Raw genomic sequence first — 22,268 nt, forward strand, 5'->3', positions numbered from 1 at the left:
AATCCTTATAATATTGATGTGTCACTAATTCAATATTTATGGGTAAATTTGCAGTATGGAAGAAACAAATAGACAGCGAAAAATAGCCGCTTTATTACAGAAAGATTTAGTTGATGTTTTACAGCGTGCAGCTCAGGAAGGAATGAAAGGAGTCATAATATCTGTTTCCAAAGTATCTGTAACTGCCGATTTAGGAGTTGCAAAAGTGTACTTAAGTGTTTTCCCATCTGAGAAAAGAGACGAAATTATTGAAGGTGTAAAGTCAAATACACCATTAATACGCCATGAAATGGCAAAAAGAACAAAAAATCAATTACGCAGAATGCCTGATTTAATGTTTTTTGGAGATGATAGTTTAGACTATATTGAAGATATTGATCGTTCTTTAAAAGGAGAAGACGTAGATCCTATAAAAAATCCAGAAATTTTACCACGTCGTCAAAAAAGATAATCAATAATAAAGCTTACATTTCCATTAATTTTGTAGCAATTGAATTTTCCGTTTTACATAGCTAAAAGATACTTACAATCTAAAAATAGTACTAATGCCATTAACATTATTACTATTATAGCCATATTTGGTGTTGTTGTAGGTACCTTAGCTTTATTTATTATTTTATCTGGTTTTTCAGGATTACGCACTTTTAGTTATTCGTTATTGAATAACTCTGATCCAGATCTAAAAATTACTTCTTCTGTAGGAAAAACTTTTGAGTATACATCGGCTATAGATGAAGAGTTGATTTCAAATACCAATATTCTTTCTTTTTCTAAAGTTGTTGAAGAACGTGTTTTTTTAAAGTATCAAGACAAAGATCATACTGCAAATATTAAAGGAGTTGATATTAATTATAATAATGTAGTTAAGATAGATTCTTCTTTGTGGGTAGGTAGTTGGATTGACCCTGAATATAAAAATACAGCTGTTGTAGGTTTGGGAGTAATGTCTAAATTGGCAAATTTATATCAGTTAGATTTTATTCATCCATTATATGTGTATGTGCCTAAGCCAGGTAAAGGTTTGCTAAATCCTAATAATGCATTTAATTCAATAGAAACTCAAGTTATTGGAGTGTACAGAGGAAAAGAAGAGTTTCAAAATAAATATGTGTTTACTGAATTAGCAGTAGCTCAAAAGTTACTAAACTATCAAAATAATAAAGTTACTGGTATAGAAATAAAGCTAAATGATAATGAAGTTGTTGATAAAGAAGTGGTTTTGTTGCAAAAGGCTTTAGGGAAAGATTATAAAATTCAAACAAGAGCTGAGTTAAATGCATTGGTTTATAAAGTAATTAATACAGAAAGTTTTGTGTCATATTTAATTTTCACACTTATTGTAGTTATTGCTTTGTTTAACGTTATTGGTGCTATTATAATGATGATTCTTGATAAAAGAAAGAATTTAAAAACCTTGTTAAGTTTAGGAGCTACTTTAAAGAATATAAAAACAATTTTTGTTTTTCAAGGTTCTTTATTAACGCTTGTAGGTATGTTCGTAGGGCTTTTCTTAGGTATTGTATTAGTTTTATTACAACAGCAATTCGGATGGTTTAAAATAACAGCAAATGTAGCCTATCCAGTAGAGTTTAGATTGGAGAATTTACTAATAGTTGCCAGTACAATAATTGTATTAGGTTTTATATCTGCAAAAATTGCGGCAAGCAGAATTTCAAAAGATTTTATTGAAAACTAAAAAATAGGTGTCTGAAATCAAACACCTATGTCAAAATAGATTATTGTTTTGTTGTTCCCCTCTATTTTGACATAGAAGAATAAACTTACATGTTTATTTTAAGTATTTGAAATATTGTCTTGCAAATAGATTACTCAAAAAATCGCCCCCGACTCTTATAATTTTATAAACCTACATAATGCAAAAATATTAGATTGGAATTGTTTTCTAGTGAAGCAAAAATGAGTACGTGTTAAAATGAGTTAAACATAGGGATTATATTTAATATTCTAACATTATAGGGTTAAATGTTTCTTTTTAGGGATCTCTTGTTTTGAAAGTAGAGATTTACTTTATGTTTCATTTAGGGATTTAATAAGTAGAACTTTATAATAACAGCTGCTACTCATTTTTACTTACATAATATAAAAACACTTTTAATTTTTAAAAAGCCTCCTCAATAATATTACACCGTAAAGATACAGATTTATTTCAGTAAAAAAGTTTACATATGTTAAAAAATAGTGTTAAAAATGAAAAAAGTTCAAAAAATAAGGGGTTCGACTCTTTTTTTGATTTTTTGAAGGGGTGTTTTTTGTGATATTAAATATTAAGTGTCGTTTTTGTTGAATTATGTGTAATTAAGATGTTAAAAGATTGAGAATGATGTTTTTTTTAATGTATTGATATATAGTGGTTTACTTTTTTTTATAGGTAAGGTTGTATGCAATTTTTAGGAGAATGAAGTAAAAATGAGTTATGATGTTAAACTAAGTTGGAATTGGGATTATTCTAATTACTATTTTAAAATGGTAAAATGTTTCTTTTTAGTGATCTCTTACATTATGAGATTTACTTTATGTTTCATTTAGATATTTTATACATCTAACAGTCTACTCATTTTTACTTACACTTATAAGACACAAGTAAATTTAAAAAGTCACAGATAAACTTTTAAAAATCAGTTTTTTATTTTTAAAAGCTTATCTGTGTATAAAATAATATGTTATTAAATATCAGAAACTCTAGCATTTCCATATTTAGATTCAATGAAATCTAAAGTAGCAAATACATCGTTCGGATCGTCAGAAGTTACTAGTTTGGTTCTGTGTTCTTTAAAATGCGGAATTCCTTTAAAGTAATTAGTGTAATGTCTTCGGGTTTCAACAACACCTAAATGTTCTCCTTTCCAATCAATAGACATTTGTAAATGACGTCTGGCAACTTGTGCACGTTCTGCAATAGTTGGTTTTTCTAGATGCTCACCAGTTTCAAAGAAGTGTTTTATTTCGTTAAAAAACCACGGATAACCAATTGAAGCACGACCTATCATACAACCATCTAAGCCATATTTATCACGCATTTCCATCGCTCTTTCAGGAGTATTCACATCTCCATTACCAAATACAGGAATATGCATTCTTGGATTGTTTTTAACTTCAGCAATAGGTTTCCAGTCTGCATTACCTTTATACATTTGCGCACGTGTACGTCCGTGTATAGAAATGGCTTTACAACCAACATCTTGTAAACGCTCAGCTACTTCAACAATTCTAATAGAATCATGATCCCAACCTAAACGAGTTTTTACAGTAACAGGTAAGTGTGTATGTTTTACCATTGCTTCTGTAAGTTTTACCATTAAATCAATATCTTTTAAAATACCTGCACCAGCTCCTTTAGAAACTACTTTTTTTACAGGACATCCAAAATTAATATCAATAATGTCTGGTTTTGTTTTTTCAACAATTTCAATAGAACGAAGCATAGAATCCATATTAGCACCAAAAATTTGAATACCTACAGGACGTTCCTTTTCGTAAATATCTAATTTAATTACACTTTTAGCAGCATCACGAATCAATCCTTCCGAAGAAATAAATTCAGTATACACTACATCAGCACCATTTTCTTTACACAAAGCCCTAAAAGGCGGATCACTTACATCTTCCATTGGAGCTAAAAGCAATGGAAAATCAGGAAGTTCTATGTTGTCTATCTTTACCATAATTCAAAATCGGTGCAAAGTTAAGTTTTTTATTTTTTTGAAAAAAGTATCATATAACCACTTACTTAAATAATTTTAATTTGAAAAAGATTATGAGACTTACAGGGAAAACTTAAAATGTTTCCTCTAATCATTAAATAAATAAATGTATTTTGTAGAAAATTAAAATTTAATGCATGAGTACTAAAGAGAAGATTTTAAACAAAATTCAAATATTAATAACTAATAGTTTTGATAATCCTGAAGAAGCGTTTCGTTTTTTTGATAAAGATGAAGATGGGAAACTAACTAAGAAAGAAATTAAAGCGTTATTAAAAAAAGCTGAAATTAGTGGTTTTATAAGAGGAATTGTAGCTAAAAAACTAATAGAAGGTTACGATAAAGATGAGGATGAATTAATAGATTGGGAGGAATTTAAAGCTGCCATAAATGAAATAGAAGAAGATAATTAATTGATTTTTGAAATTCCTTTTGAACCGGTTGTATTTGGACTAAAGATAAATGTTCATTTAATACTAGAATATTTAGCCTTTTTCTTAGGGTATAGATATTATGCTTATTTGAAAAAAAACTCGCAAGATGTTATTTCATCGTCAAATAGATTGCAAATTATTTTAGGAGCAGCCATTGGTGCATTCTTTGGATCGAGAATTGTGGGAGTTTTAGAACATCCACAAAGTATTTTTTCTCATTCAATAGTATACCTATTCAATGTAAAAACCATTATGGGAGGTTTGTTTGGTGGTTTACTAGGTGTAGAAATTGCCAAAAAAATTATTGGAGAAAAACATTCTTCTGGAGATTTATTTACGTTACCTATAATTGTAGGGCTTTTCATTGGAAGAATAGGTTGTTTTTTAACAGGAATCAACGAATTTACCTACGGAAAAGAAACGTCCTTTTTTTTAGGAATGGATTTAGGCGATGGTTTGCTTCGTCATCCGTTGGCATTATATGAATTGTTTTTCTTGATTATATTATTTGTAGTGCTGAAAAAACATCAAAAGAAATCACTTGAAAGTGGCACTATTTTTAAACTTTTTATGATTAGTTATTTCGGATTCCGATTTGCCATTGAGTTTTTAAAACCGAACCAGTTTTTTGTATTTGGTTTAAGTTCAATTCAAATATTATGCATAACTTGTTGGTTATATTATTATAAATTTTTGAAAAAAGCTGTGAAATATGCCCGTTAGAAAGTATACTTATTATGATTTTACACTCAGTTTATGTCCTGAATGTTTAAAACGTGTTGACGCTAAAATAGTATTTGAAGAAGGGAAAGTGTACATGTTAAAGCGTTGTCCAGATCATGGAAACTCTAAAGTGCTTATTGCTGATGATATAGAGTATTATAAAAATATTAGAAACTACAATAAGCCTTCAGAAACACCTTATACATTTAATACAAAAACACATTACGGATGTCCATATGATTGTGGTCTATGTCCAGATCACGAGCAACATTCGTGTTTAACAGTGTTAGAAGTAACAGATCGTTGTAACTTAACTTGTCCAACTTGTTATGCAGGATCTTCACCAACGTATGGAAGGCATAGAACTTTAGAGGAGATAAAGAAAATGTTAGATACTATTGTTAAAAATGAAAAAGAACCAGACGTAGTTCAGATTAGCGGAGGTGAGCCAACAGTTCACCCACAGTTTTTTGAAATTTTAGATTACGCTAAAATGTTACCAATTCGTCATTTAATGCTGAATACCAACGGTATTAAAATAGCAAAAGACAAAGAATTTGTAAAAAGGTTAAAAACCTATACGCCAGATTTTGAAATTTATTTACAGTTTGATTCTTTTAGAGATGAGGTACTGCAGCAAATGCGAGGCGCAAAACTTTCAGAAATAAGAAAGCAGGCTATTGCAAATTTAAATGAAGTCAATTTATCAACAACTTTGGTAGTTACACTTCAAAAAGGATTGAATGATGATGAAATAGGAGAGATTATTGAGTATGCACTACAACAAAAATGTGTAAGAGGTGTAACACTACAGCCAACTCAAATTGCAGGAAGATTAGAAAATTTTGATCCGGCTACAGATAGGTTAACTTTAACAGAAGTTAGAAGGCGAATTTTAGAACAAACTTCTATGTTTAATTCTGATGATTTAATTCTGGTACCTTGCAATCCAGATGCATTGGTAATGGGTTATGCTTTAAAGTTAGGTGGCGAAGTGTTTCCATTAACAAGGTATGTAAATCCTGCGGATTTATTAGATAATAGTAAAAACACAATTGTTTATGAGCAAGATGAGCATTTGCATGGAAAAATGATTGATTTATTTAGTACTGGGAATTCTGTAGAAGTAGCAGAGGAAAACTTAAAATCAATTATGTGTTGTTTGCCAAATATAGACGCACCTAATTTAGGGTATGATAATTTATTTAGAGTAATTATTATGCAGTTTATAGATGCTTATAATTTTGATGTTAGAGCTGTTAAAAAATCTTGTGTACATATTGTAGATAAAGATTATAAAATCATACCATTTGAAACAATGAATTTGTTTTATAGAGATGATAAAAAAGAACGATTAGAAGAACTTAAAAAAGAAATCTTATAATGTTTTTAGAAGTAGGAAACTTATCAGGGCTATTTACCATAATCATATTAATTATGTTTGGTCCGCCTTTATTATTCATAATAATAGGAGCAGTTGTAAGAAGAAAAAATAAAAAAGCCTCAATAGTTTTATTCATTTTAGGAGCCTTGTATCTTTTAATAGGATTAGGTATGTGTTTTGGAAGTTTTTAGAATCAATAATAAAGAATAATTAAAATGTACTTTTCAGGAATATTCATTTTCTTGTTAATTATTTTAGCCTCTTTTCTTTTGGCTAGCTTTATTTATAGGAAAAAAGATAAAACGAAGGCTACTATTTTATTTTTTTTAGGAATACATAGTTTTATTTTTCTGTTTTTTTATTTTGGTGTTGTAGCTGTCGGCTATTTAGGTTTTATAGCATCAATGTTTATCTCACCTTTGCTATGTGTTTTAACAGGTGTTTATTATAAAGAAAAAGATAAAAAAGTATCAAGATTTTTTTATCGTTTCGCTATTTTTATCATAGTAGCTTACATTGTAGGATTCGGACTTTGCTTAAGCTTATTAATTTAGATACATGTACTTTTTAGATTTTCATACACAGCTCATTTTGCTGTTTGCATTGCTGTTAGTGTTTGTTAGTTTTTTAATAAAGAAGAAGAATACGTCTTATGCGAAAATAATTTTCATTTTTGGAATAAGTGTACTTGTAACTGTGCCACTGAATTTAATCAATGAATCTTACATTTTTATAGCATTATTTTTAGGATTACCATTGTTGGGTGTGTTGATGGGGTATTATCAAAAAGGGAAAAATGCAATAGTTTCTAAATTCTTTTATCGATTTGCTATATTTATGGTAGTGTTATATGTTGTAGGCTTTGGTCTTTGTTTGGGATTGTAAAATAGATTTTAATAATCATGAAAAAATATAATTGGGGAATTTTAGGTTGTGGTAAAATAGCTAAAAAGTTTGCAAGTGATTTAAAACTTTTATCGAATGCTAATTTATATGCAACAGCATCAAGAAGTTTACAAAAAGCACAAGATTTTGCTACAACATTTGGTTTTGAAAAAGCGTATGGAGGTTATGAAGAGATGTTGAAAGATACCGAATTAGATGTGGTATATATTGCTACTCCACATACTTTTCATGCAGAACATAGTTTATTGAGTATTAATCATGGAAAAGCAGTATTGTGTGAAAAAGCATTTGCAATAAACGAAAAGGAAGTTATACAAATGATAACTGCATCAAACGATCATAAAATCTTTTTAATGGAAGCTTTTTGGACTCGTTTTATACCAAGCTTTCAAAAAGTTTTAGAAATAATAAAAACGAATGAGCTGGGCGATTTAAAAATAATTCAGTCTGATTTTATGTTTTTTGCACCTTTTAATACCGAAAGTAGGTTGTATAATTTAGATTTAGGCGGAGGATCGTTGTTAGATATTGGAATTTATCCTGTTTTTACAGCTTTAATGGCATTGGGAGTTCCCGATGAAATAGCAGCGAAAGCAAAGTTGAGTAAAACCGGTTCAGATGAATATTTAGAAATGGTTTTTTCATATACTAACGGAGCAAAAGCGTATTTAAAATCTGGTTTTACTTGTGATTCTTTTAATGAAACTATATTTCATTTTGAAAATGGAGTGATTAAAATATCTAGAGAATTAAATGCTCCTATTACAATAAAGAAAAATAAAGAAGTAAACGAATTAATCGTTGATGATGGTGTAGGGTTTGGTTATCAATTTGAAGCGAATCATGTTATGGATTGTCTGGATAAAGGTTTAACAGAAAGTCCAATTTTACCACATACTTTTAGTTTACAATTAATGCAAATTTTAGATAAAGTTCGTAGTAAAATTGGAGTAGTATATCCTAATCATGATTAGAAAAAACAAAGAATTAATAGTATTCTAAGTTGAAGTTTTTCAATATAAATGAATTTAAAAAGAAGTAGTGTTAAAACACTCTTACGATATTAAATCCAAAAGAAATATCGCCACCAGCGTTGCTTATAAATCCAGGTTCGTTTGAAGATTGTGCATTGGTAAATAATAACTGAAAAACATGTCCGCCAGTTTCAATATCTACACCAAATGTATATGGATCATCAAATACAGAATTAGCATCTCTACTAAAATTATAAACATATTCTGCATTTAAACTCACACGCTTGCTGATTTTATATCTACCACCAAAACCTAGAGCAAATTGATTATGATTAGCAGCGCCTGTTTGTTCTAAAATCTGTAAATTTTCTCTAATAAAAGACGGTGCAATTTCAAAAGAAAATTCTTTAGAAAATCTTCTAGAGGCTAAAAGTTGTAACGAATAACTGTATCTGTCAGCATCTTTTAAAGTAAAATTAGCAAAGCTTGTTTCGCTTAATTGAGTATCTCTATTAACTGTTGCATAACCAACTAAGTTTAAAGGGAATTTATCAGATTGTTTAGCAATACCTATTTTACTAGCTAAAGCAAAAGTTTTTCTAAAAGATTCTCTACTAATGCTAAATTGAACACCTTCCCAAAAACTATATAAAAGTTCAATTTTAGTATTGGCATTGTCTAATCCGAAAAAAGTATCAAATCCATCACTTAAAGGACCAAATCTATGTGAAACAATTAAGTATAAGTCACCTTTTTCTGCTATTTTGGTAGATTGTAAATTACCAATTTTTAAAGCTTTAAAAGCAGGTAGGCTAAAAGCATTTGGTTTAGCTTCTTTGTCTAATTCGTCTAGTAAATCATCTTGAGCTTGAAGATTAAATGTAAATAAAATAGTAGCAAAAAAACAGATGTGTAAAATTACTTGTTTGGTATAATGCATTGATTTAATTTTAGTTCATTTAAAAGATCGTCGTAGCCAATTACTATTCCTTTAACAGAAATGGTTTGATCTTTTTGTAGTTTGGTTAAAAGTGTATTGTCTTTAAATTGACAAAAAGTACTATTGTCAAGTAAAATTCCTTGTTGTTCTATAGCTGAAATAGTGCCGTTTAATTGTATAACTTTACCATTCCATTCTTCACTATTAGCGCTTATAAGTGATAGAAATTCAGAAGTATTCCCATTGAAAACAATTTCAATGTTTTCAACTTTATCTGGAGATTTGAAAATACTCTTGTAAACGAAAAATGAAACAATAAGAAAAACAAGAACTCCTAGTAGAATAAAGTTATTTCTTTTCTTTGAATTCATAATCGATGTCAATAATAATGCTTTTAGCTATTTTCTTTCTTACAATGCTAGGTATTTTAATATTAAAATCCTGAGGAGTAACATCAAAAGAAGCAATTAAACGAAAAGAGTCATCACTTAATTTTGTGATTTTTGCGGTGGTATCTATTGATTTATCTTTTCCTCTAATATTTAAAACACCTTGAAGTTTAAAATCATTAGTATCTTTTAAATTATTAAAGTCAAAATCAACAATATTTCCTTTAAAAGTAGCCTTAGGATAGGAGTCAGACTCCATATAATTTTCATTAAAATGCTCTTGCATTAAAGCAACCTTAAATTTAAAAGCATTGATAAAAACTTGAGCGGCTATTTTTCCATCGTTGGTAACAATAGAAGTAGAACTATTATTTAAAGCTTCAACAGGTTCAAAAGTAGCTGTTGAAGCTTTAAAATTGGTAATTCCAGTTCTAGTAAAATACTTTTGACTTATAACAGCTTGAACTGTTAATAGTAAAATGAGTAAAACCTTTACTTTCATGTGTATTGTTTAGAAATTAATTTTCTAAAAAACCATCATCTTTCCACTTGTCTAAAATAGCTCTTGTAGAACTTGGTAATGGTCCACTAGGTGGCATAAAATTACTTGTACTATTAACACGACCTAAAAGATTACCATTTTCTGCTTCATTTCTAACTAACGTGTAAGTTGTTAAATTTAAGTTAGCAGCAGGAGACGTACTGTCGTGACAACTAGTAGTAGCACAGCTAGAATTGATAATTCCTTTTACATCTTTTTCGTACGTTACTTTTGCTATTGGATCGGTTGTACCGCCAGTTCCATCATCTGGATTTTCATCATCGGCTGCAGGTACTTCAGAAGAAGAACAGCTACTTAAAAAAAGAACAGTAGCAAAAGCTAAAAATTTCAAACTTTTTTTCATTAGTTAGAGGATTAAATGTTAGTTTTTATTGTGTTAAAGTGTATTATGTTTTTTAGTTAAACGATGTAAGTATCGATTTAGTTTAAAAATGCATATCAATAACCTAGTCGAACTAAAATACGAATAATTACACTTTTTTTAAAAAATATTGAAAAATAAAGTAGGGATACTTGTTTTTTGTTGGTAAATATTGATTTTGTGGTTGTAAATATTGTGTTTTCTGTATTGTGGTTTTGTCGCCTTTATTAGCGGAATTGAAATGCAAAAGCTTCATAGTAAGGAAGAAAACAGAAGAAAAAACTTTGAAAAAGAGAAGAATTTTTTCAAACAGTGAATTATTATCAACCTTAAATGAATAACTCACGATTAAAACCACAAAATTATCTAACAAAAAAACTATCTTTGCAAATTGTTACAAGATAAGGAATTCGACGTATGAAGAACATTAGAAATTTTTGCATCATTGCACACATTGATCACGGTAAAAGTACCTTGGCAGATCGATTATTAGATTATACAGGAGCGGTTACTGAACGTGAAAAGCAAGATCAATTATTAGATAATATGGATTTAGAGCGTGAACGTGGTATTACCATTAAGTCTCATGCTATTCAAATGGATTATGTTCATAACGGCGAACCTTTTATCTTAAACTTAATTGATACTCCAGGGCACGTAGATTTTTCTTATGAAGTATCTCGATCTATTGCAGCTTGTGAAGGTGCGTTATTAATTGTAGATGCAGCTCAGAGTATTCAAGCACAAACAATTTCTAATTTATATTTAGCATTAGAAAATGATTTAGAAATTATTCCTGTTTTAAATAAGGTAGATTTACCATCAGCAAACCCAGAAGAAGTAACAGATGATATTGTTGATTTACTAGGGTGTGATCCAGAAGATGTAATTCCTGCAAGTGGTAAAACAGGTTTTGGAGTTGATAAGATTTTAGATGCAATTATAGAAAGAATTCCTGCACCATCAGGAAATCCCGATGCGCCATTAAAAGCCTTAATTTTTGATAGTGTTTACAATTCATATAGAGGAATTGAAACATATTTTAGAGTTATTGATGGTTCAATTAAAAAGAATCAACAAATTAAGTTTGTAGCTACTGGTAAACAGTATGGAGCAGATGAGGTAGGTACACTTAAGTTAGAGCAGGTAGTTAAAAAAGAAATAAAAACAGGAGATGTAGGTTATTTAATAACAGGTATAAAAGCAGCTAAAGAAGTAAAAGTAGGAGATACAATTACAGATTTTGCAAATCCTACAACAGATATTATTGAAGGTTTTGAGGATGTAAAACCAATGGTATTTGCGGGTATTTATCCGGTTGATACAGAAGATTACGAAGAACTACGTAACTCAATGGAAAAGTTACAGTTAAATGATGCTTCTTTAGTGTTTCAACCAGAAAGTTCAGCAGCATTAGGTTTTGGTTTTCGATGTGGTTTCTTAGGAATGTTACACATGGAGATAATTCAAGAACGTTTAGAGCGTGAGTTTAACATGACTGTAATTACTACGGTTCCTAACGTGTCTTATCATGCATTTACTAAAAAGAATGTGGAGGATATCATTATTGTAAATAATCCATCTGATTTACCAGATCCTTCAGGTTTAGATAGGGTTGAAGAACCATTTATTAAGGCTTCAATAATTACAAAATCGGATTTTGTTGGTCAGGTAATGTCACTATGTATAGAAAAAAGAGGGCAGATAATTAATCAAACATATTTAACACCAGAACGTGTAGAGTTAATTTTTGAAATGCCTCTTGCAGAAATTGTATTCGATTTTTATGATCGCTTAAAAACAGTTTCTAAAGGATATGCTTCTTTTGATTATCATCCAATCGGAATGAAAAAATCAAAGTTAGTACGTGTAGATATGCTTTTAAATGGAAATACAGTAGATGCACTTTCTGCTTTATTACATGCTGATAATGCTTACACTATTGGAAAGCGTATTTGTGAGAAATTAAAAGAATTAATTCCACGTCAACAGTTTGATATTCCAATTCAGGCAGCTATTGGAGCAAAAATTATTGCTCGTGAAACAGTAAAAGCACTTCGTAAAGATGTAACAGCTAAATGTTATGGAGGTGATATTTCTCGTAAGCGTAAGCTTTTAGAAAAGCAAAAAAAAGGTAAAAAACGTATGCGTCAGGTAGGAAATGTTGAAATTCCACAGCAAGCGTTTATGGCAGTATTAAAACTAAACGATTAAAGTAAATATTTAAAAAGCAATGGTTCATAATCATTGCTTTTTTTGTGTCATTTTTAAAACGATTGTATTGCAGAAAATAACAAGACGTAAATTAATAAAAAGAGGATTATTGGCAACTATAGGAATGTTTCTAATCGATGTATTGTGGTTTGAAAAATATGTTATTGATTGGAATTTTTTTGATATTTCAAAGAAGAAGGATAAACTGAAAATTATACAGTTGTCTGATTTGCATTTTGATGAGTTGCGATCGTTTCATAAGTCAATAGCTAAAAAAATCAATAAAATAAAGCCAGATGTCATTTTAATAACTGGTGATTCTGTTGAAAAAACAGATAAAATTCCGTTATTAAATTCTTTTCTTCAATTAATAGATGTAGCTATTCCCAAATACGCTGTTATGGGAAATTGGGAGTATAAAGGTCGTGTTGCTATTGATAAATTAAGCAGTATGTATTCGAAAAATAATTGCAAGTTGTTAATTAATGAAAATGATACTATCAATTTAAAAAATAGAGAAGTAGCAATAATAGGAGTGGGAGATTACATCAGTGGAACAGCAGATTTTGAGAAAGCGGTGAAAAATCTCAAAAAAGGAGAAACAACCATTGTTTTGTCGCATTGCCCTCAGCATAGAGATATTATTAAAAAGCAACAAGGTAGTTTAGAAATAGATTTAGTGTTGTCTGGTCATACTCATGGTGGACAAGTTACTTTTTTAGGAATTGCTCCTGTTAGACCAAGAGGTAGTGGAAGATATGTAAAAGGTTGGTATAGAGAGTCTGAACCTAAAATGTATGTTTCTAAAGGGATAGGAACTAGTATTTTGCCAATAAGATTTGGAGCAAGAGCTGAAGTTGTTGAAATAGATGTTTAAAGCTTATAAAAGCCTTCAATTCTTACTCCTTACAAAAGAATCTTATTCGTTTTTAATATGTTTTTTCATTAAAAATAGTCCGTAAAATAAACAAGGAGAAACCAAAACAACGATAACTAAGGCGCTTGTTAGAGAAGTTGGTTCTATATTTTTAAGGCTCAAACTTTTTCCTAACGCATCAATTCCGCCAGCAAAATCAATAAGAGCATGTGCTATAATTAATGGATAAATACGTTTTGTAATTACCAAAATAGCACCAAACATAATTCCAATAAAAGTAGCAAAAAGTATTTGAGAAAGTTCACCATAGATTCCTTTATCAAAACGAATTAAATGTAGTACTCCAAAAATTAAAGAAGCGATGACAATGGCTTTTTTAGGATTATTGAAAAAGTTTGATAAAGCTGATTGTAAAAATCCTCTAATGCTCATTTCTTCTGCAAAACCAACGCTTAAACAATAAACTAATAATAGTAAAATGTTTAGAAAAGTTACATTTATAACATCATCAGCAAATAAAAGATTTAGTAATATAAGATAAGCACTTCCAATAATTACAAATTTAGTTTTATTTGGTTTTATGTTGGTTAGCCCTGCAGGTTTTAGTAAGTTGCTTGTTTTTATAAAATAGAAAGATACAGCTGTCAAAACAATATTGAAAATAATTTTAACTAATAAAGTATTGGTGTAATCAATTGCATAATGTTCTATTAAGTAAGAAATAGATAATTGTTTTAAAAAAGTAATAGCTGTAAGAAATAATACGAACACGCTAATTTTTTTTAATGTAATAGTATTCTTCATAGTATTTAAAATAAAAAGTTTGTATTAAGATGACGATTAAGAAGATAAGATGTTACAGAGAAGGTTAAAGGTTATTTTTAATATATTTGCTCAATAAATTAAAAAAATAAATATGGAAAATTCATTTAATTCCTTTGACGGTAAAGTATTAGTAGCTCAAGCTTCAGAAGCAGAGAGAATTGCTTTTTACAAGAAAACATACTCGCATGTTGCAGGTGGAGTATTGTTATTTCTAGTTTTTGAGTATTTGTTGTTTCAAAGCAGTGCTATAGTAAATTTTGCACTGTCTATGACGCAAGGTTATAAGTGGCTATTATTGATAGGAGGTTTTATGTTGATTACTAATTATGCAGAAAGTACAGCGTTAAAAACTACAGATAAAAATTTACAGTATATGGCTTATGCAGGATATATTTTTGCTGAGGCTTTTATTTTTATTCCTTTGATTTACATGGCTATTATGTATACTCAGAGTTTTGAGATTTTACAGCAAGCAGGTGTGGTAACATTAGCTTTATTTGCGGGTTTATCATCGGTCGTTTTAATAACTAAAAAAGATTTTTCTTTTTTAAGAGCCGCATTAAGTATTGGCTTTTTTATAGCTATAGGTTTAATTATTGCTGGAACATTGTTCGGATTTAATTTAGGTTTATGGTTTTCTGTAGGTATGTGTGTGTTAGCAGGAGGTTCTATTTTATACCAAACATCTAACATGGTGCATAAATTTGGAACTGAAGATTATATTCCAGCTGCTTTAGGATTGTTTGCTTCTTTAATGTTATTATTTTGGTATGTAATTCAGATATTTTTAAGTAGAGACTAAAAGTAAATTTAAATAAAAAACTAAATAGGGTTGAGGTTTTAATAACTTCAATCCTATTTTTAGTTGATAGCAAAGGTATACAGATTTCCGCCTTTACCATGCGATTTTTCATCTGTTATGTATAAGGTATCATTGTTTTTAAAAACAATTCCTTCCTTCTGTGAAGAATGGTCAAATGGATATTCGGTTAGAATACCATCAAAGAATTGATCATTTTGAAAATTACTAAAAACCAAAACGCTGTGATGTGTTAACAAAGCTAATTTTTTATGATTTTTGGATATTGCAGCAGCAGTAATCCAACAACCATAAGTATCGCAATTATTAAAACTTCCAATCAATTCTGCGGTATGGTTTCCAGCACTTGCAGGTATTTTATATAACTTAGTAACTCCATATTTATTTTTTACTCTACTTTTTGTAAAAATGTAAAGAAAACCATTTAAATATATTAATGATTCTGAATCGAAAAAACGCTTTTTCTTTTTAGGCGGAAATTTATGTTGATCAGGGTAATTAAAAAATATTTTTTCAACATCTACTGATTTGTTTTCTAAATCACTTCCATTAACTTTTAAAATTACGAGATCATTTCTTGTATTATCATTATTACCTGTATCAGCAATGTAAATATTGCCAAATTCATCAGAAGTAATATCTTCCCAATCTCTATTCTTAGCATTAATAGTGATTACTTTTTTAATTTTGCCTTTGATGTTTACTCCATACAGTTCGTTTTTATTACCACTGTCATTATGCATCCATAACAAATTAGAATCTTCTACTTTTTCAATACCAGAAGCTTCTCTTAATTTTTTGGGTAAAGAAGCAGTGATGTTTAATTGTCCATAATTAGAACAATTAATAAAAGTACTTGCTAATAGAAATAAAATTATTTTTTTCATTAGAATAAAGGTAAAAAAAATCCTGTAAAAACAATTTTACAGGATTTAAAAGTGAGGGGGTAACCTATGACTAAATAGTCAAAGTGTTTTTAGTAGTTGTGGTAAATGTTTTTTCAGTAATGGTATCTACGTAATTCCAATCTGTTTTTACAGCACCAGCATTTACAGTTAATTTCATATAACCTCTGTCTGATAGATTTGAAAATTTTAAATCATCAATTAAAAGTTTTAATGCAGTTCCTAATTGAGCTGCTCCTTCAACGCCAACAAAAGATTCAAATCCAGGAGAGGAAACAGAGCTTGTAGCAACTTCGATTCCAACTTTCTCACCAGTAGCAGTTATTAAGTCAGTTTGCCAAGCGTTATGTGTATCTCCAGCTAGTACAATAACTTTTTTATCTTTAAAAGTGCTTAAAATTTCTTCTCTTTCAGCAAAATATCCGTCCCATGCATCAAGATTATAAGGTATTACATTGGTTACCCTTGCTTTTTCAGCATCAGTTAATGTTGGATCGTTTTGTAATAATCGAGCTTTAATTTGAACTAATTCACCTAAAACGGTAGCAAAAGAAGAAGAACCAAATGCAGATAATAATTCAGCAGGAATATACATTTTACCCATTAACACTTGTTGTCCAATAATTTGCCATTGTGAGCTAGCATTAGACATTTCGTTTTTCAACCAATCTTTTTGTTGTTGACCTAAAATGGTTCTTGATGGATTTAACCAATCTGCTTGAAAACTAGCAGTATCAAAACCAGCAGCAGATGTATAAGTTGCATAATCTAATTGTTTATCTCTACCAACTACACGGGTATCTAACATTATTAAATCTACTAAGCTACCTAGCTTAAGAGTTCTGTAAATAATAGAGCTATCAGATAAATTAGTAGTGTTTGGTAAGTATTCACTGTAAACTTGTAAAGCGTTTTGTTTTCTGATTTGATAGTCTCCTTCGTCTGCTTGATGATTTTCTGCACCATCTTTATAAGCATCATTTGTAACTTCATGATCATCCCAAACACAAATAAAAGGCTTCTTTTGGTGTAGTTCTTTTAATTGATCTTCTGATCTATATTGGCGATAACGAGTTCTGTAATCATCTAAAGAGATGATTTCACCAGCAGGTTCAGGATTTCTAAATGTTCCATAAGTACCTTCTCCATATTCGTAAATATAATCTCCTAAATGCACTACAGCATCTGCATCAGAATTTTTGATAGCTTCATATACATTAAAATAACCAGCAGCATAATTAGAACAAGAAGCAACAGCTAACTTTACTTCTGAAGTATTATTACCAAAAGTAAGCGTTTCTCCAATAGGAGAGCTTGTTTTGTCATCGATGTTAACAAATCTATAAAATAACTTTAAGTTTTCATCTAAGTCCTTTATTTCGATTGCTAAGGTATAGTCTCTAGTAGTGTCTGTTGTTACTTCCCCTTGACGAACAATGTCTTTAAAATCGGTATCTTTTGCTAATTGCCATACTATTTTTACTGAACTTTTATCAGTGTTATAGCGCGTCCAAATTATAACCTGTGAGTTTGTAGGGTCAAAACTAGCAACTCCTTGATTAAAGTTTTTATTTGTTAAGTCTTTGGGGATTAGAGAACTTAGTTTATCTGTGCTGTCACTACAACTAATAAAGTTAGGTGCAAGTACAATTCCTCCAGCAGCTAATAAGGAATTTCTTAAAAAGTTTCTACGTTTTATATTGTTTGACATCTTGTAATTATATGTTAGTTTTCACATAATTACTAGACTGAAATTTCTTAAAAGTTAAGAAAAGTAAACTTAAATGTAAAATGTTACCAATCTCCAGTGGCACCGCCACCGCCGAATCCACCACCGCCGAATCCGCCTCCAAATCCACCAGAAGACCCTCCGAAATCACCACCGCCAAAACCGCCTCCAAAGCCTCCGCCTCGTCCTGAGTTGCTTAAAATGATGGTGTCAAAAATATCTCTTGAATCGAAATTTCTACGTCTTCTGCCTCCACCACGATTACCTCTGTTTTTACCAGAAATAATGATAAAGAAGATAATGAGAATAACAATGAAAATAATAATTCCAGGATCAAAACTAGTATTGGATTTACGAGTTCCTTTGTATTCACCTTGCATTACTTTAATGATAGAATTTACACCATTATTAAGTCCGCCATAAAAGTTTCCTTGTTTGAAAAAAGGTAAAATATCACGTTCTATTATTTGTCTAGAAGTATAATCAGTCAATAAATGTTCGGTTCCATAGCCTGTTCTGATAGTTGTTTTTCTGTCGTCATTGGCTAACAAAATAAAAATTCCATTATCCTTCCCTTTTTGACCAACTCCCCATTTATGTGCCCAGTTAGTCGCTAAATAACTAATATCTTCACCTTTAGTAGTTTTTATAATAGCAATTACTATTTGTGTTGAAGTAGTGTCTGCGTATTTAACTAATTTATCTTCTAAAAGTGACTTTTGTCCATTAGAAAGTAGATTAACGTAATCGTAAACACTCGTTTGTGTTTTTGGTTTGCTAGGTATAGCATACTGAGCAAAAGAAAGCTGATTTCCTAGAAATAAGAATAAAAATAAAGTAAATAAATAGTGTGTTTTCTTTTTCATTTAGCCTTTTGAAACTTCATTTGGTAATTCATCAACATCATCAGAGGTCCAAGGAAAGTGAGCCTTCAATTCTTCGCCAGCAGTTAAAACACCAGCGACAATTCCCTCTTTAAATTTCCCTTGTTTAAAATGTGTTTGCATCACATTCTTAGTAGACTCCCAAAAGTTTTCAGGAACTACATTATTAATACCTTCATCACCATAAATAACAAATTTATGATCGTCAACTGCTATGTAAATAAGTACAGCATTTTGTTCTTTGGTATTAAACATTTTAAGCATTTGAAATACTTCTAGTGCTCTATTATAGTGTTCAATAGACGAAGTTCGCTCTAAATGAACTCTAATTTCACCAGAAGTATTTCGTTCTGCCTTTTGAATAGCCTGAACGATTTTCTGTTCTTCTTGTGCTGAAAGAAAATCTTCTACGTTCGACATTTTTAGAATTTAAAATTTACATCAGGTGCTTTTTCAGATCCTGGATCAGATTTGTAACGAGGCATTTGTTTAAAGCCAAAAATACTAGCTAAAAGTACACCAGGAAATCTATCCACCTTTGTATCATATATATTTACAGAATCATTGTATCTATTTCTTTCAACATTAATCCTGTTTTCAGTTCCTTCTAACTGGCTTTGTAGCTCTAAAAAGTTTCTGTTAGCTTTTAAATCAGGATATCTTTCAACCGAAACTAATAATTTAGATAAAGCTCCAGATAAACCAGATTGCGCTTGTTGAAACTGAGCCATTTTATCAGGAGTCAAATCACCAGCATTAATATTTACAGAAGTTGCTTTTGCTCTAGCATTAATAACATCGGTTAACGTACTTTTTTCAAATTCAGCAGCACCTTGTACCGTTTTCACTAAGTTACCAATTAAATCGTTTCTTCTTTGGTATGAACTTTCTACTTTTGACCAAGCAGTTTCAGCATTGTTACGTAAAGTTACTAATCCATTATAGCCAGATATTAGCCATAAAACTATTGCTCCTACTACTAAAATAGGTGTTATCCATTTTTTCATATTCTTTGATTTTTTGTTATTCTAACTGATTTTTGATTTTTATTAATTCTGCCTTAACGGCTTCTAATCTACTGATTATTTCTTGATTTCCAATAGTTTTACTAGGGTTCTGCTTTAGCTTTTGTTTAGCGCCCTCTAAAGTAAAACCACGTTCTTTCACTAAACTGTATATAAGTTTAAAGTTTTCAATGTCACTTTGGGTAAACAATCGATTACCTTTTGCGTTTTTTTTAGGTTTTATAATGTCAAATTCACCTTCCCAAAATCTAATTAAAGAAGTGTTTACATTAAAAGCTTTGGCAACTTCACCTATTTTATAATATCGCTTTTGGGGTAAATCAACGTGCATAATTACTTTAATTCAATAACTCCGTTATCGTTAAATTTAATTTTATTCTCAGGGAAATCTTGTAACGTTAATGTTTTGATTTCTTTGTAAGCTTTTTCAGAAGCATCAATAAAAGGATAACGCGTTTTAGTTTGTAATGCAGAATGGATTTTACCATCAATAAAATCTCCGTTTTCTTTTAATTTTAATTCAAAAATAGGAGAATACGCTTTAGAACCACTCATGCTAAAACGTTTGTAGGTAGCAAAATTACCCATACTGTAAGCGATAAACTTACCTTTGTAAACTTCTATTGCTCTTGGTACGTGTGGCCCGTGACCTAAAATTAAGTCAGCCCCAGCATCAATCATTTTATGAGCAAAAGAATGTACGTTTCCTCTATTTTCACCGTAAAAATATTCTGTTTTTCTAGTAATATTTTTATGTTTTGTTCCCTCTGCACCACCATGGAAAGAAACGATTACAATATCTACCTTATTATTTAAACTTTTAACAAGTTGAATTCCTTTACTTACATTATTTAGTTTTAAACAATCTTTGTTAGGAGCAAAGGCAATAAAACCATATTTAACACCATCTTTTTCGAAAGTAGTAATAGGTTTAGATAATACACCTGCGTTTTCAATACCTAAATCATCTAATGTTTTAATAGTGTTTTTTATTCCAATACTACCAAAATCACCAATATGATTGTTAGCAATACTTACGACATCAAATCCCGCTTTTTTGAAATGATTACCAAAAGCTTGTGGACTTTTAAAAGAGTAACATTTAGATGGATCTTTACAACGTTTAGCATTTTTACCAGTATCAGTTAAAGTTCCTTCTAAATTACCAAAAAGTACATCTGCTTTTTCAAAAACATTTTGAACATCTTTGAAAGGATAAACTCCTTTGGCAGGTAAATAAGAAGCATTTGGGAAAGTAGTTCCCAACATAATGTCTCCTACTGCCATAAAATTAATAACCTTTTCTTTTTTAGTTTCTGTAGATTCGGTTACACTTTCTCCTTCTTGAGCATTTATTTGAAAAAAGCTTCCTAGTGCTAAAAAAGCAATTGTAAGTTTGTTTTTTATTATCATGTATTCAAATTCTGATTTTTGTTAAAGATATTATTATCGTTTTGTGAGTACAAATATTATAATACAATTTTTATTCCATTATATATTTACACTGAATTTTTGACAAAAATCAGATATTAAACTGACAGTTTAAACAATTAATCGAAAGATTGTGCTTCTTCTTCTGAAGCTTTTTGCATGGCAATAAACTCGTCAGGAGTTAAATCTCCGTAGTAGTAATAAATAGGATTTACGGGTCTACCATTTTTATGCACTTCATAATGTAAGTGAGGTCCTACAGAACGCCCAGTGTTTCCAACATAACCAATCAAATCACCACGCTTTACCTTTTTACCTTTCTTGGTAGTAATTTTATTCATGTGCGCATATACAGTTTTATAGCCATAGCCATGATCTATATATACAACTTTTCCAAAGGTAGAACTATTGTTAGCTCTTGTTACAGTTCCGTTACCAGATGCATAAATAGGAGCACCTTTAGGAGCAGTAAAATCCATTCCATTATGCATTTTTCTAATTTTTAAAATAGGATGCATGCGCATACCATATCCAGAAGCTACTCGAGTTAAGTCTTCCCTTTTTACAGGTTGAATGGCAGGAATAGAAGCTAACATATTTTCTTTTTCTTTAGCTAAAGCAACAATTTCATCTAAAGATTCTGATTGTACTACTATTTGTTTAGATAAAATGTCTAATCGTTGTGTAACATCTTTAATCATCTCAGAATTGTCAAAGCCCTCTAAGTTTTTATATCTATTTACACCTCCAAAACCAGCTTTTCTTTGTTCGTCAGGAATAGGGTTCGCTTCAAAATAAGTTCTATAAATATAGTTGTCTCTATCTTGTAAATCAGTTAGTACATTAGACGTTTCTTGCAATTTTTTACCAAGAAGTTCATAATGCAGTTTTAAATTTTCTAGCTCTCTTTTTTGTGCTTTTTCCTTTGGTGACTCTAAGAACTGGCTTAATATGATGAAACCTAAAAACCCTGCTAAGGCAAATCCCAATAGCCCAATAACAGTGTTTTTAAATTTATCCCTTTTTCTCATCTCTATCTGCTGATAAGAAAGCGTCTCAGGATCATAATAATATTTTACTTTTGCCATACGACCAAATGTAGTATTTTTGTGTCCTTTGTAAGGACAAAACTCGATTGATTAGGTATGCAAATTTATAAAATG

General features: G+C 30.1%; 25 protein-coding genes. 11 read left to right on the forward strand and 14 right to left on the reverse strand.

Going from position 1 to position 22,268, the window contains the following annotated elements; translation table 11 throughout:
- The first annotated feature begins 55 nt into the window (after window positions 1–55).
- Together rbfA and EYW44_RS03705 are read left to right on the forward strand one after the other, a co-directional pair.
- Complete coding sequence (gene rbfA, locus EYW44_RS03700; protein ID WP_132722323.1) at window positions 56–451, forward strand: 30S ribosome-binding factor RbfA; 396 nt, start codon at window positions 56–58, stop codon at window positions 449–451.
- A 39-nt stretch (window positions 452–490) separates the two neighbouring features.
- Window positions 491–1,696 (forward strand): ABC transporter permease, encoded by a 1,206-nt coding sequence (locus EYW44_RS03705; protein WP_132722324.1) that lies wholly within the window; start codon window positions 491–493, stop codon window positions 1,694–1,696.
- Between the two features lie 988 nt (window positions 1,697–2,684).
- Here EYW44_RS03705 and dusB read toward each other — a convergent pair.
- Window positions 2,685–3,683 (reverse strand): tRNA dihydrouridine synthase DusB, encoded by a 999-nt coding sequence (gene dusB, locus EYW44_RS03710; RefSeq protein ID WP_132722325.1) that lies wholly within the window; start codon window positions 3,681–3,683, stop codon window positions 2,685–2,687.
- A 176-nt stretch (window positions 3,684–3,859) separates the two neighbouring features.
- Here dusB and EYW44_RS03715 point away from each other — a divergent pair, with 176 nt between their 5' ends.
- The 6 genes from EYW44_RS03715 to EYW44_RS03740 all read left to right on the forward strand — a co-directional run bounded on the left by EYW44_RS03715 (window position 3,860) and on the right by EYW44_RS03740 (window position 8,143).
- The gene (locus EYW44_RS03715; RefSeq protein WP_132722326.1) at window positions 3,860–4,135 is read left to right on the forward strand and encodes an EF-hand domain-containing protein; all 276 of its coding nucleotides are present in this window, start codon (window positions 3,860–3,862) and stop codon (window positions 4,133–4,135) included.
- On the forward strand, window positions 4,136–4,879 hold the full coding sequence (locus tag EYW44_RS03720) for a prolipoprotein diacylglyceryl transferase (protein WP_132722327.1): 744 nt from the start codon (window positions 4,136–4,138) through the stop codon (window positions 4,877–4,879).
- Window positions 4,869–6,263 carry a radical SAM protein gene (locus tag EYW44_RS03725; RefSeq protein WP_132722328.1) on the forward strand — a complete coding sequence of 465 codons (1,395 nt, stop codon included), beginning with the start codon at window positions 4,869–4,871 and terminating at the stop codon, window positions 6,261–6,263. The genes EYW44_RS03720 and EYW44_RS03725 overlap by 11 nt, the downstream gene beginning before the upstream one ends.
- Entirely contained in the window at window positions 6,263–6,454 is a 192-nt protein-coding gene (locus tag EYW44_RS03730) for a hypothetical protein (RefSeq protein WP_132722329.1), read from the forward strand. Before EYW44_RS03725 ends, EYW44_RS03730 begins: the two co-directional genes overlap by 1 nt.
- A gap of 367 nt (window positions 6,455–6,821) precedes the next feature.
- Window positions 6,822–7,148, forward strand: coding sequence for a hypothetical protein (locus tag EYW44_RS03735; RefSeq protein ID WP_132722330.1), 327 nt, complete (start codon window positions 6,822–6,824; stop codon window positions 7,146–7,148).
- 17 nt (window positions 7,149–7,165) lie between these two features.
- Window positions 7,166–8,143, forward strand: a complete 978-nt coding sequence (locus EYW44_RS03740; RefSeq protein ID WP_132722331.1) for a Gfo/Idh/MocA family protein — start codon at window positions 7,166–7,168, stop codon at window positions 8,141–8,143.
- 70 nt (window positions 8,144–8,213) lie between these two features.
- On the opposite strand, the gene EYW44_RS03745 is transcribed toward EYW44_RS03740, so the two are convergent.
- From EYW44_RS03745 to EYW44_RS03760, 4 genes are read right to left on the reverse strand one after another with little or no spacing between them, the layout of a single operon-like run.
- Window positions 8,214–9,083, reverse strand: a complete 870-nt coding sequence (locus EYW44_RS03745) for a DUF5777 family beta-barrel protein (protein ID WP_132722332.1) — start codon at window positions 9,081–9,083, stop codon at window positions 8,214–8,216.
- Window positions 9,062–9,454: a hypothetical protein gene (locus EYW44_RS03750; protein WP_132722333.1), complete on the reverse strand. Its 393-nt coding sequence runs from the start codon at window positions 9,452–9,454 to the stop codon at window positions 9,062–9,064. Before EYW44_RS03750 ends, EYW44_RS03745 begins: the two co-directional genes overlap by 22 nt.
- A complete protein-coding gene (locus tag EYW44_RS03755) occupies window positions 9,432–9,974 on the reverse strand; it encodes a YceI family protein (protein WP_132722334.1) in 543 nt (180 codons plus the stop codon). The genes EYW44_RS03750 and EYW44_RS03755 overlap by 23 nt, the downstream gene beginning before the upstream one ends.
- Before the next feature lie 16 nt (window positions 9,975–9,990).
- Window positions 9,991–10,377: a hypothetical protein gene (locus EYW44_RS03760; RefSeq protein ID WP_132722335.1), complete on the reverse strand. Its 387-nt coding sequence runs from the start codon at window positions 10,375–10,377 to the stop codon at window positions 9,991–9,993.
- A gap of 435 nt (window positions 10,378–10,812) precedes the next feature.
- On the opposite strand from EYW44_RS03760, the gene lepA reads away from it, so the two are divergent.
- Window positions 10,813–12,609 (forward strand): translation elongation factor 4, encoded by a 1,797-nt coding sequence (gene lepA / locus EYW44_RS03765; protein ID WP_132722336.1) that lies wholly within the window; start codon window positions 10,813–10,815, stop codon window positions 12,607–12,609.
- 67 nt (window positions 12,610–12,676) lie between these two features.
- Entirely contained in the window at window positions 12,677–13,486 is an 810-nt protein-coding gene (locus EYW44_RS03770) for a metallophosphoesterase (RefSeq protein ID WP_132722337.1), read from the forward strand.
- 42 nt (window positions 13,487–13,528) lie between these two features.
- Here the strand turns inward: EYW44_RS03770 and EYW44_RS03775 are convergent, their stop codons facing one another.
- Entirely contained in the window at window positions 13,529–14,290 is a 762-nt protein-coding gene (locus EYW44_RS03775; RefSeq protein ID WP_243643600.1) for a CPBP family intramembrane glutamic endopeptidase, read from the reverse strand.
- Between the two features lie 112 nt (window positions 14,291–14,402).
- Between EYW44_RS03775 and EYW44_RS03780 the strand changes: the two genes are divergently transcribed.
- Window positions 14,403–15,113: a Bax inhibitor-1/YccA family protein gene (locus tag EYW44_RS03780; protein WP_132722338.1), complete on the forward strand. Its 711-nt coding sequence runs from the start codon at window positions 14,403–14,405 to the stop codon at window positions 15,111–15,113.
- A gap of 59 nt (window positions 15,114–15,172) precedes the next feature.
- On the opposite strand, the gene EYW44_RS03785 is transcribed toward EYW44_RS03780, so the two are convergent.
- The 8 genes from EYW44_RS03785 to EYW44_RS03820 all read right to left on the reverse strand — a co-directional run bounded on the left by EYW44_RS03785 (window position 15,173) and on the right by EYW44_RS03820 (window position 22,193).
- Window positions 15,173–16,018: a hypothetical protein gene (locus EYW44_RS03785; RefSeq protein ID WP_132722339.1), complete on the reverse strand. Its 846-nt coding sequence runs from the start codon at window positions 16,016–16,018 to the stop codon at window positions 15,173–15,175.
- Between the two features lie 70 nt (window positions 16,019–16,088).
- Window positions 16,089–17,747 (reverse strand): alkaline phosphatase D family protein, encoded by a 1,659-nt coding sequence (locus EYW44_RS03790; RefSeq protein ID WP_132722340.1) that lies wholly within the window; start codon window positions 17,745–17,747, stop codon window positions 16,089–16,091.
- Between the two features lie 83 nt (window positions 17,748–17,830).
- Window positions 17,831–18,631, reverse strand: coding sequence for a TPM domain-containing protein (locus EYW44_RS03795; protein ID WP_132722341.1), 801 nt, complete (start codon window positions 18,629–18,631; stop codon window positions 17,831–17,833).
- The gene (locus EYW44_RS03800) at window positions 18,632–19,069 is read right to left on the reverse strand and encodes a TPM domain-containing protein (protein WP_132722342.1); all 438 of its coding nucleotides are present in this window, start codon (window positions 19,067–19,069) and stop codon (window positions 18,632–18,634) included.
- A 2-nt stretch (window positions 19,070–19,071) separates the two neighbouring features.
- On the reverse strand, window positions 19,072–19,656 hold the full coding sequence (locus tag EYW44_RS03805; protein WP_132722343.1) for a LemA family protein: 585 nt from the start codon (window positions 19,654–19,656) through the stop codon (window positions 19,072–19,074).
- A gap of 16 nt (window positions 19,657–19,672) precedes the next feature.
- The gene (locus EYW44_RS03810; protein WP_132722344.1) at window positions 19,673–20,005 is read right to left on the reverse strand and encodes a MerR family transcriptional regulator; all 333 of its coding nucleotides are present in this window, start codon (window positions 20,003–20,005) and stop codon (window positions 19,673–19,675) included.
- Window positions 20,006–20,007: 2 nt separating this feature from the next.
- The gene (locus tag EYW44_RS03815) at window positions 20,008–21,087 is read right to left on the reverse strand and encodes a CapA family protein (protein ID WP_132722345.1); all 1,080 of its coding nucleotides are present in this window, start codon (window positions 21,085–21,087) and stop codon (window positions 20,008–20,010) included.
- A 137-nt stretch (window positions 21,088–21,224) separates the two neighbouring features.
- Complete coding sequence (locus EYW44_RS03820) at window positions 21,225–22,193, reverse strand: M23 family metallopeptidase (protein ID WP_132722346.1); 969 nt, start codon at window positions 22,191–22,193, stop codon at window positions 21,225–21,227.
- Window positions 22,194–22,268 lie beyond the last annotated feature (75 nt).

It is taken from the genome of Tenacibaculum sp. M341 (genome assembly GCF_004337695.1).
In the GTDB taxonomy this organism is placed as follows: Bacteria; Bacteroidota; Bacteroidia; order Flavobacteriales; family Flavobacteriaceae; genus Polaribacter.

Coding starts and splice junctions, on each gene's coding strand:
- EYW44_RS03795 (WP_132722341.1), bottom strand. CDS start 18,631: ATGAAAAAGAAAACACACTATTTATTTACTTTATTTTTATTCTTATTT.
- lepA (WP_132722336.1), top strand. CDS start 10,813: ATGAAGAACATTAGAAATTTTTGCATCATTGCACACATTGATCACGGT.
- EYW44_RS03810 (WP_132722344.1), bottom strand. CDS start 20,005: ATGCACGTTGATTTACCCCAAAAGCGATATTATAAAATAGGTGAAGTT.
- EYW44_RS03775 (WP_243643600.1), bottom strand. CDS start 14,290: ATGAAGAATACTATTACATTAAAAAAAATTAGCGTGTTCGTATTATTT.
- EYW44_RS03730 (WP_132722329.1), top strand. CDS start 6,263: ATGTTTTTAGAAGTAGGAAACTTATCAGGGCTATTTACCATAATCATA.
- EYW44_RS03820 (WP_132722346.1), bottom strand. CDS start 22,193: ATGGCAAAAGTAAAATATTATTATGATCCTGAGACGCTTTCTTATCAG.
- EYW44_RS03735 (WP_132722330.1), top strand. CDS start 6,822: ATGTACTTTTTAGATTTTCATACACAGCTCATTTTGCTGTTTGCATTG.
- EYW44_RS03740 (WP_132722331.1), top strand. CDS start 7,166: ATGAAAAAATATAATTGGGGAATTTTAGGTTGTGGTAAAATAGCTAAA.
- EYW44_RS03725 (WP_132722328.1), top strand. CDS start 4,869: ATGCCCGTTAGAAAGTATACTTATTATGATTTTACACTCAGTTTATGT.
- dusB (WP_132722325.1), bottom strand. CDS start 3,683: ATGGTAAAGATAGACAACATAGAACTTCCTGATTTTCCATTGCTTTTA.
- EYW44_RS03745 (WP_132722332.1), bottom strand. CDS start 9,083: ATGCATTATACCAAACAAGTAATTTTACACATCTGTTTTTTTGCTACT.
- EYW44_RS03790 (WP_132722340.1), bottom strand. CDS start 17,747: ATGTCAAACAATATAAAACGTAGAAACTTTTTAAGAAATTCCTTATTA.
- EYW44_RS03755 (WP_132722334.1), bottom strand. CDS start 9,974: ATGAAAGTAAAGGTTTTACTCATTTTACTATTAACAGTTCAAGCTGTT.
- EYW44_RS03760 (WP_132722335.1), bottom strand. CDS start 10,377: ATGAAAAAAAGTTTGAAATTTTTAGCTTTTGCTACTGTTCTTTTTTTA.
- EYW44_RS03780 (WP_132722338.1), top strand. CDS start 14,403: ATGGAAAATTCATTTAATTCCTTTGACGGTAAAGTATTAGTAGCTCAA.
- EYW44_RS03785 (WP_132722339.1), bottom strand. CDS start 16,018: ATGAAAAAAATAATTTTATTTCTATTAGCAAGTACTTTTATTAATTGT.
- EYW44_RS03750 (WP_132722333.1), bottom strand. CDS start 9,454: ATGAATTCAAAGAAAAGAAATAACTTTATTCTACTAGGAGTTCTTGTT.
- rbfA (WP_132722323.1), top strand. CDS start 56: ATGGAAGAAACAAATAGACAGCGAAAAATAGCCGCTTTATTACAGAAA.
- EYW44_RS03805 (WP_132722343.1), bottom strand. CDS start 19,656: ATGAAAAAATGGATAACACCTATTTTAGTAGTAGGAGCAATAGTTTTA.
- EYW44_RS03815 (WP_132722345.1), bottom strand. CDS start 21,087: ATGATAATAAAAAACAAACTTACAATTGCTTTTTTAGCACTAGGAAGC.
- EYW44_RS03715 (WP_132722326.1), top strand. CDS start 3,860: ATGAGTACTAAAGAGAAGATTTTAAACAAAATTCAAATATTAATAACT.
- EYW44_RS03800 (WP_132722342.1), bottom strand. CDS start 19,069: ATGTCGAACGTAGAAGATTTTCTTTCAGCACAAGAAGAACAGAAAATC.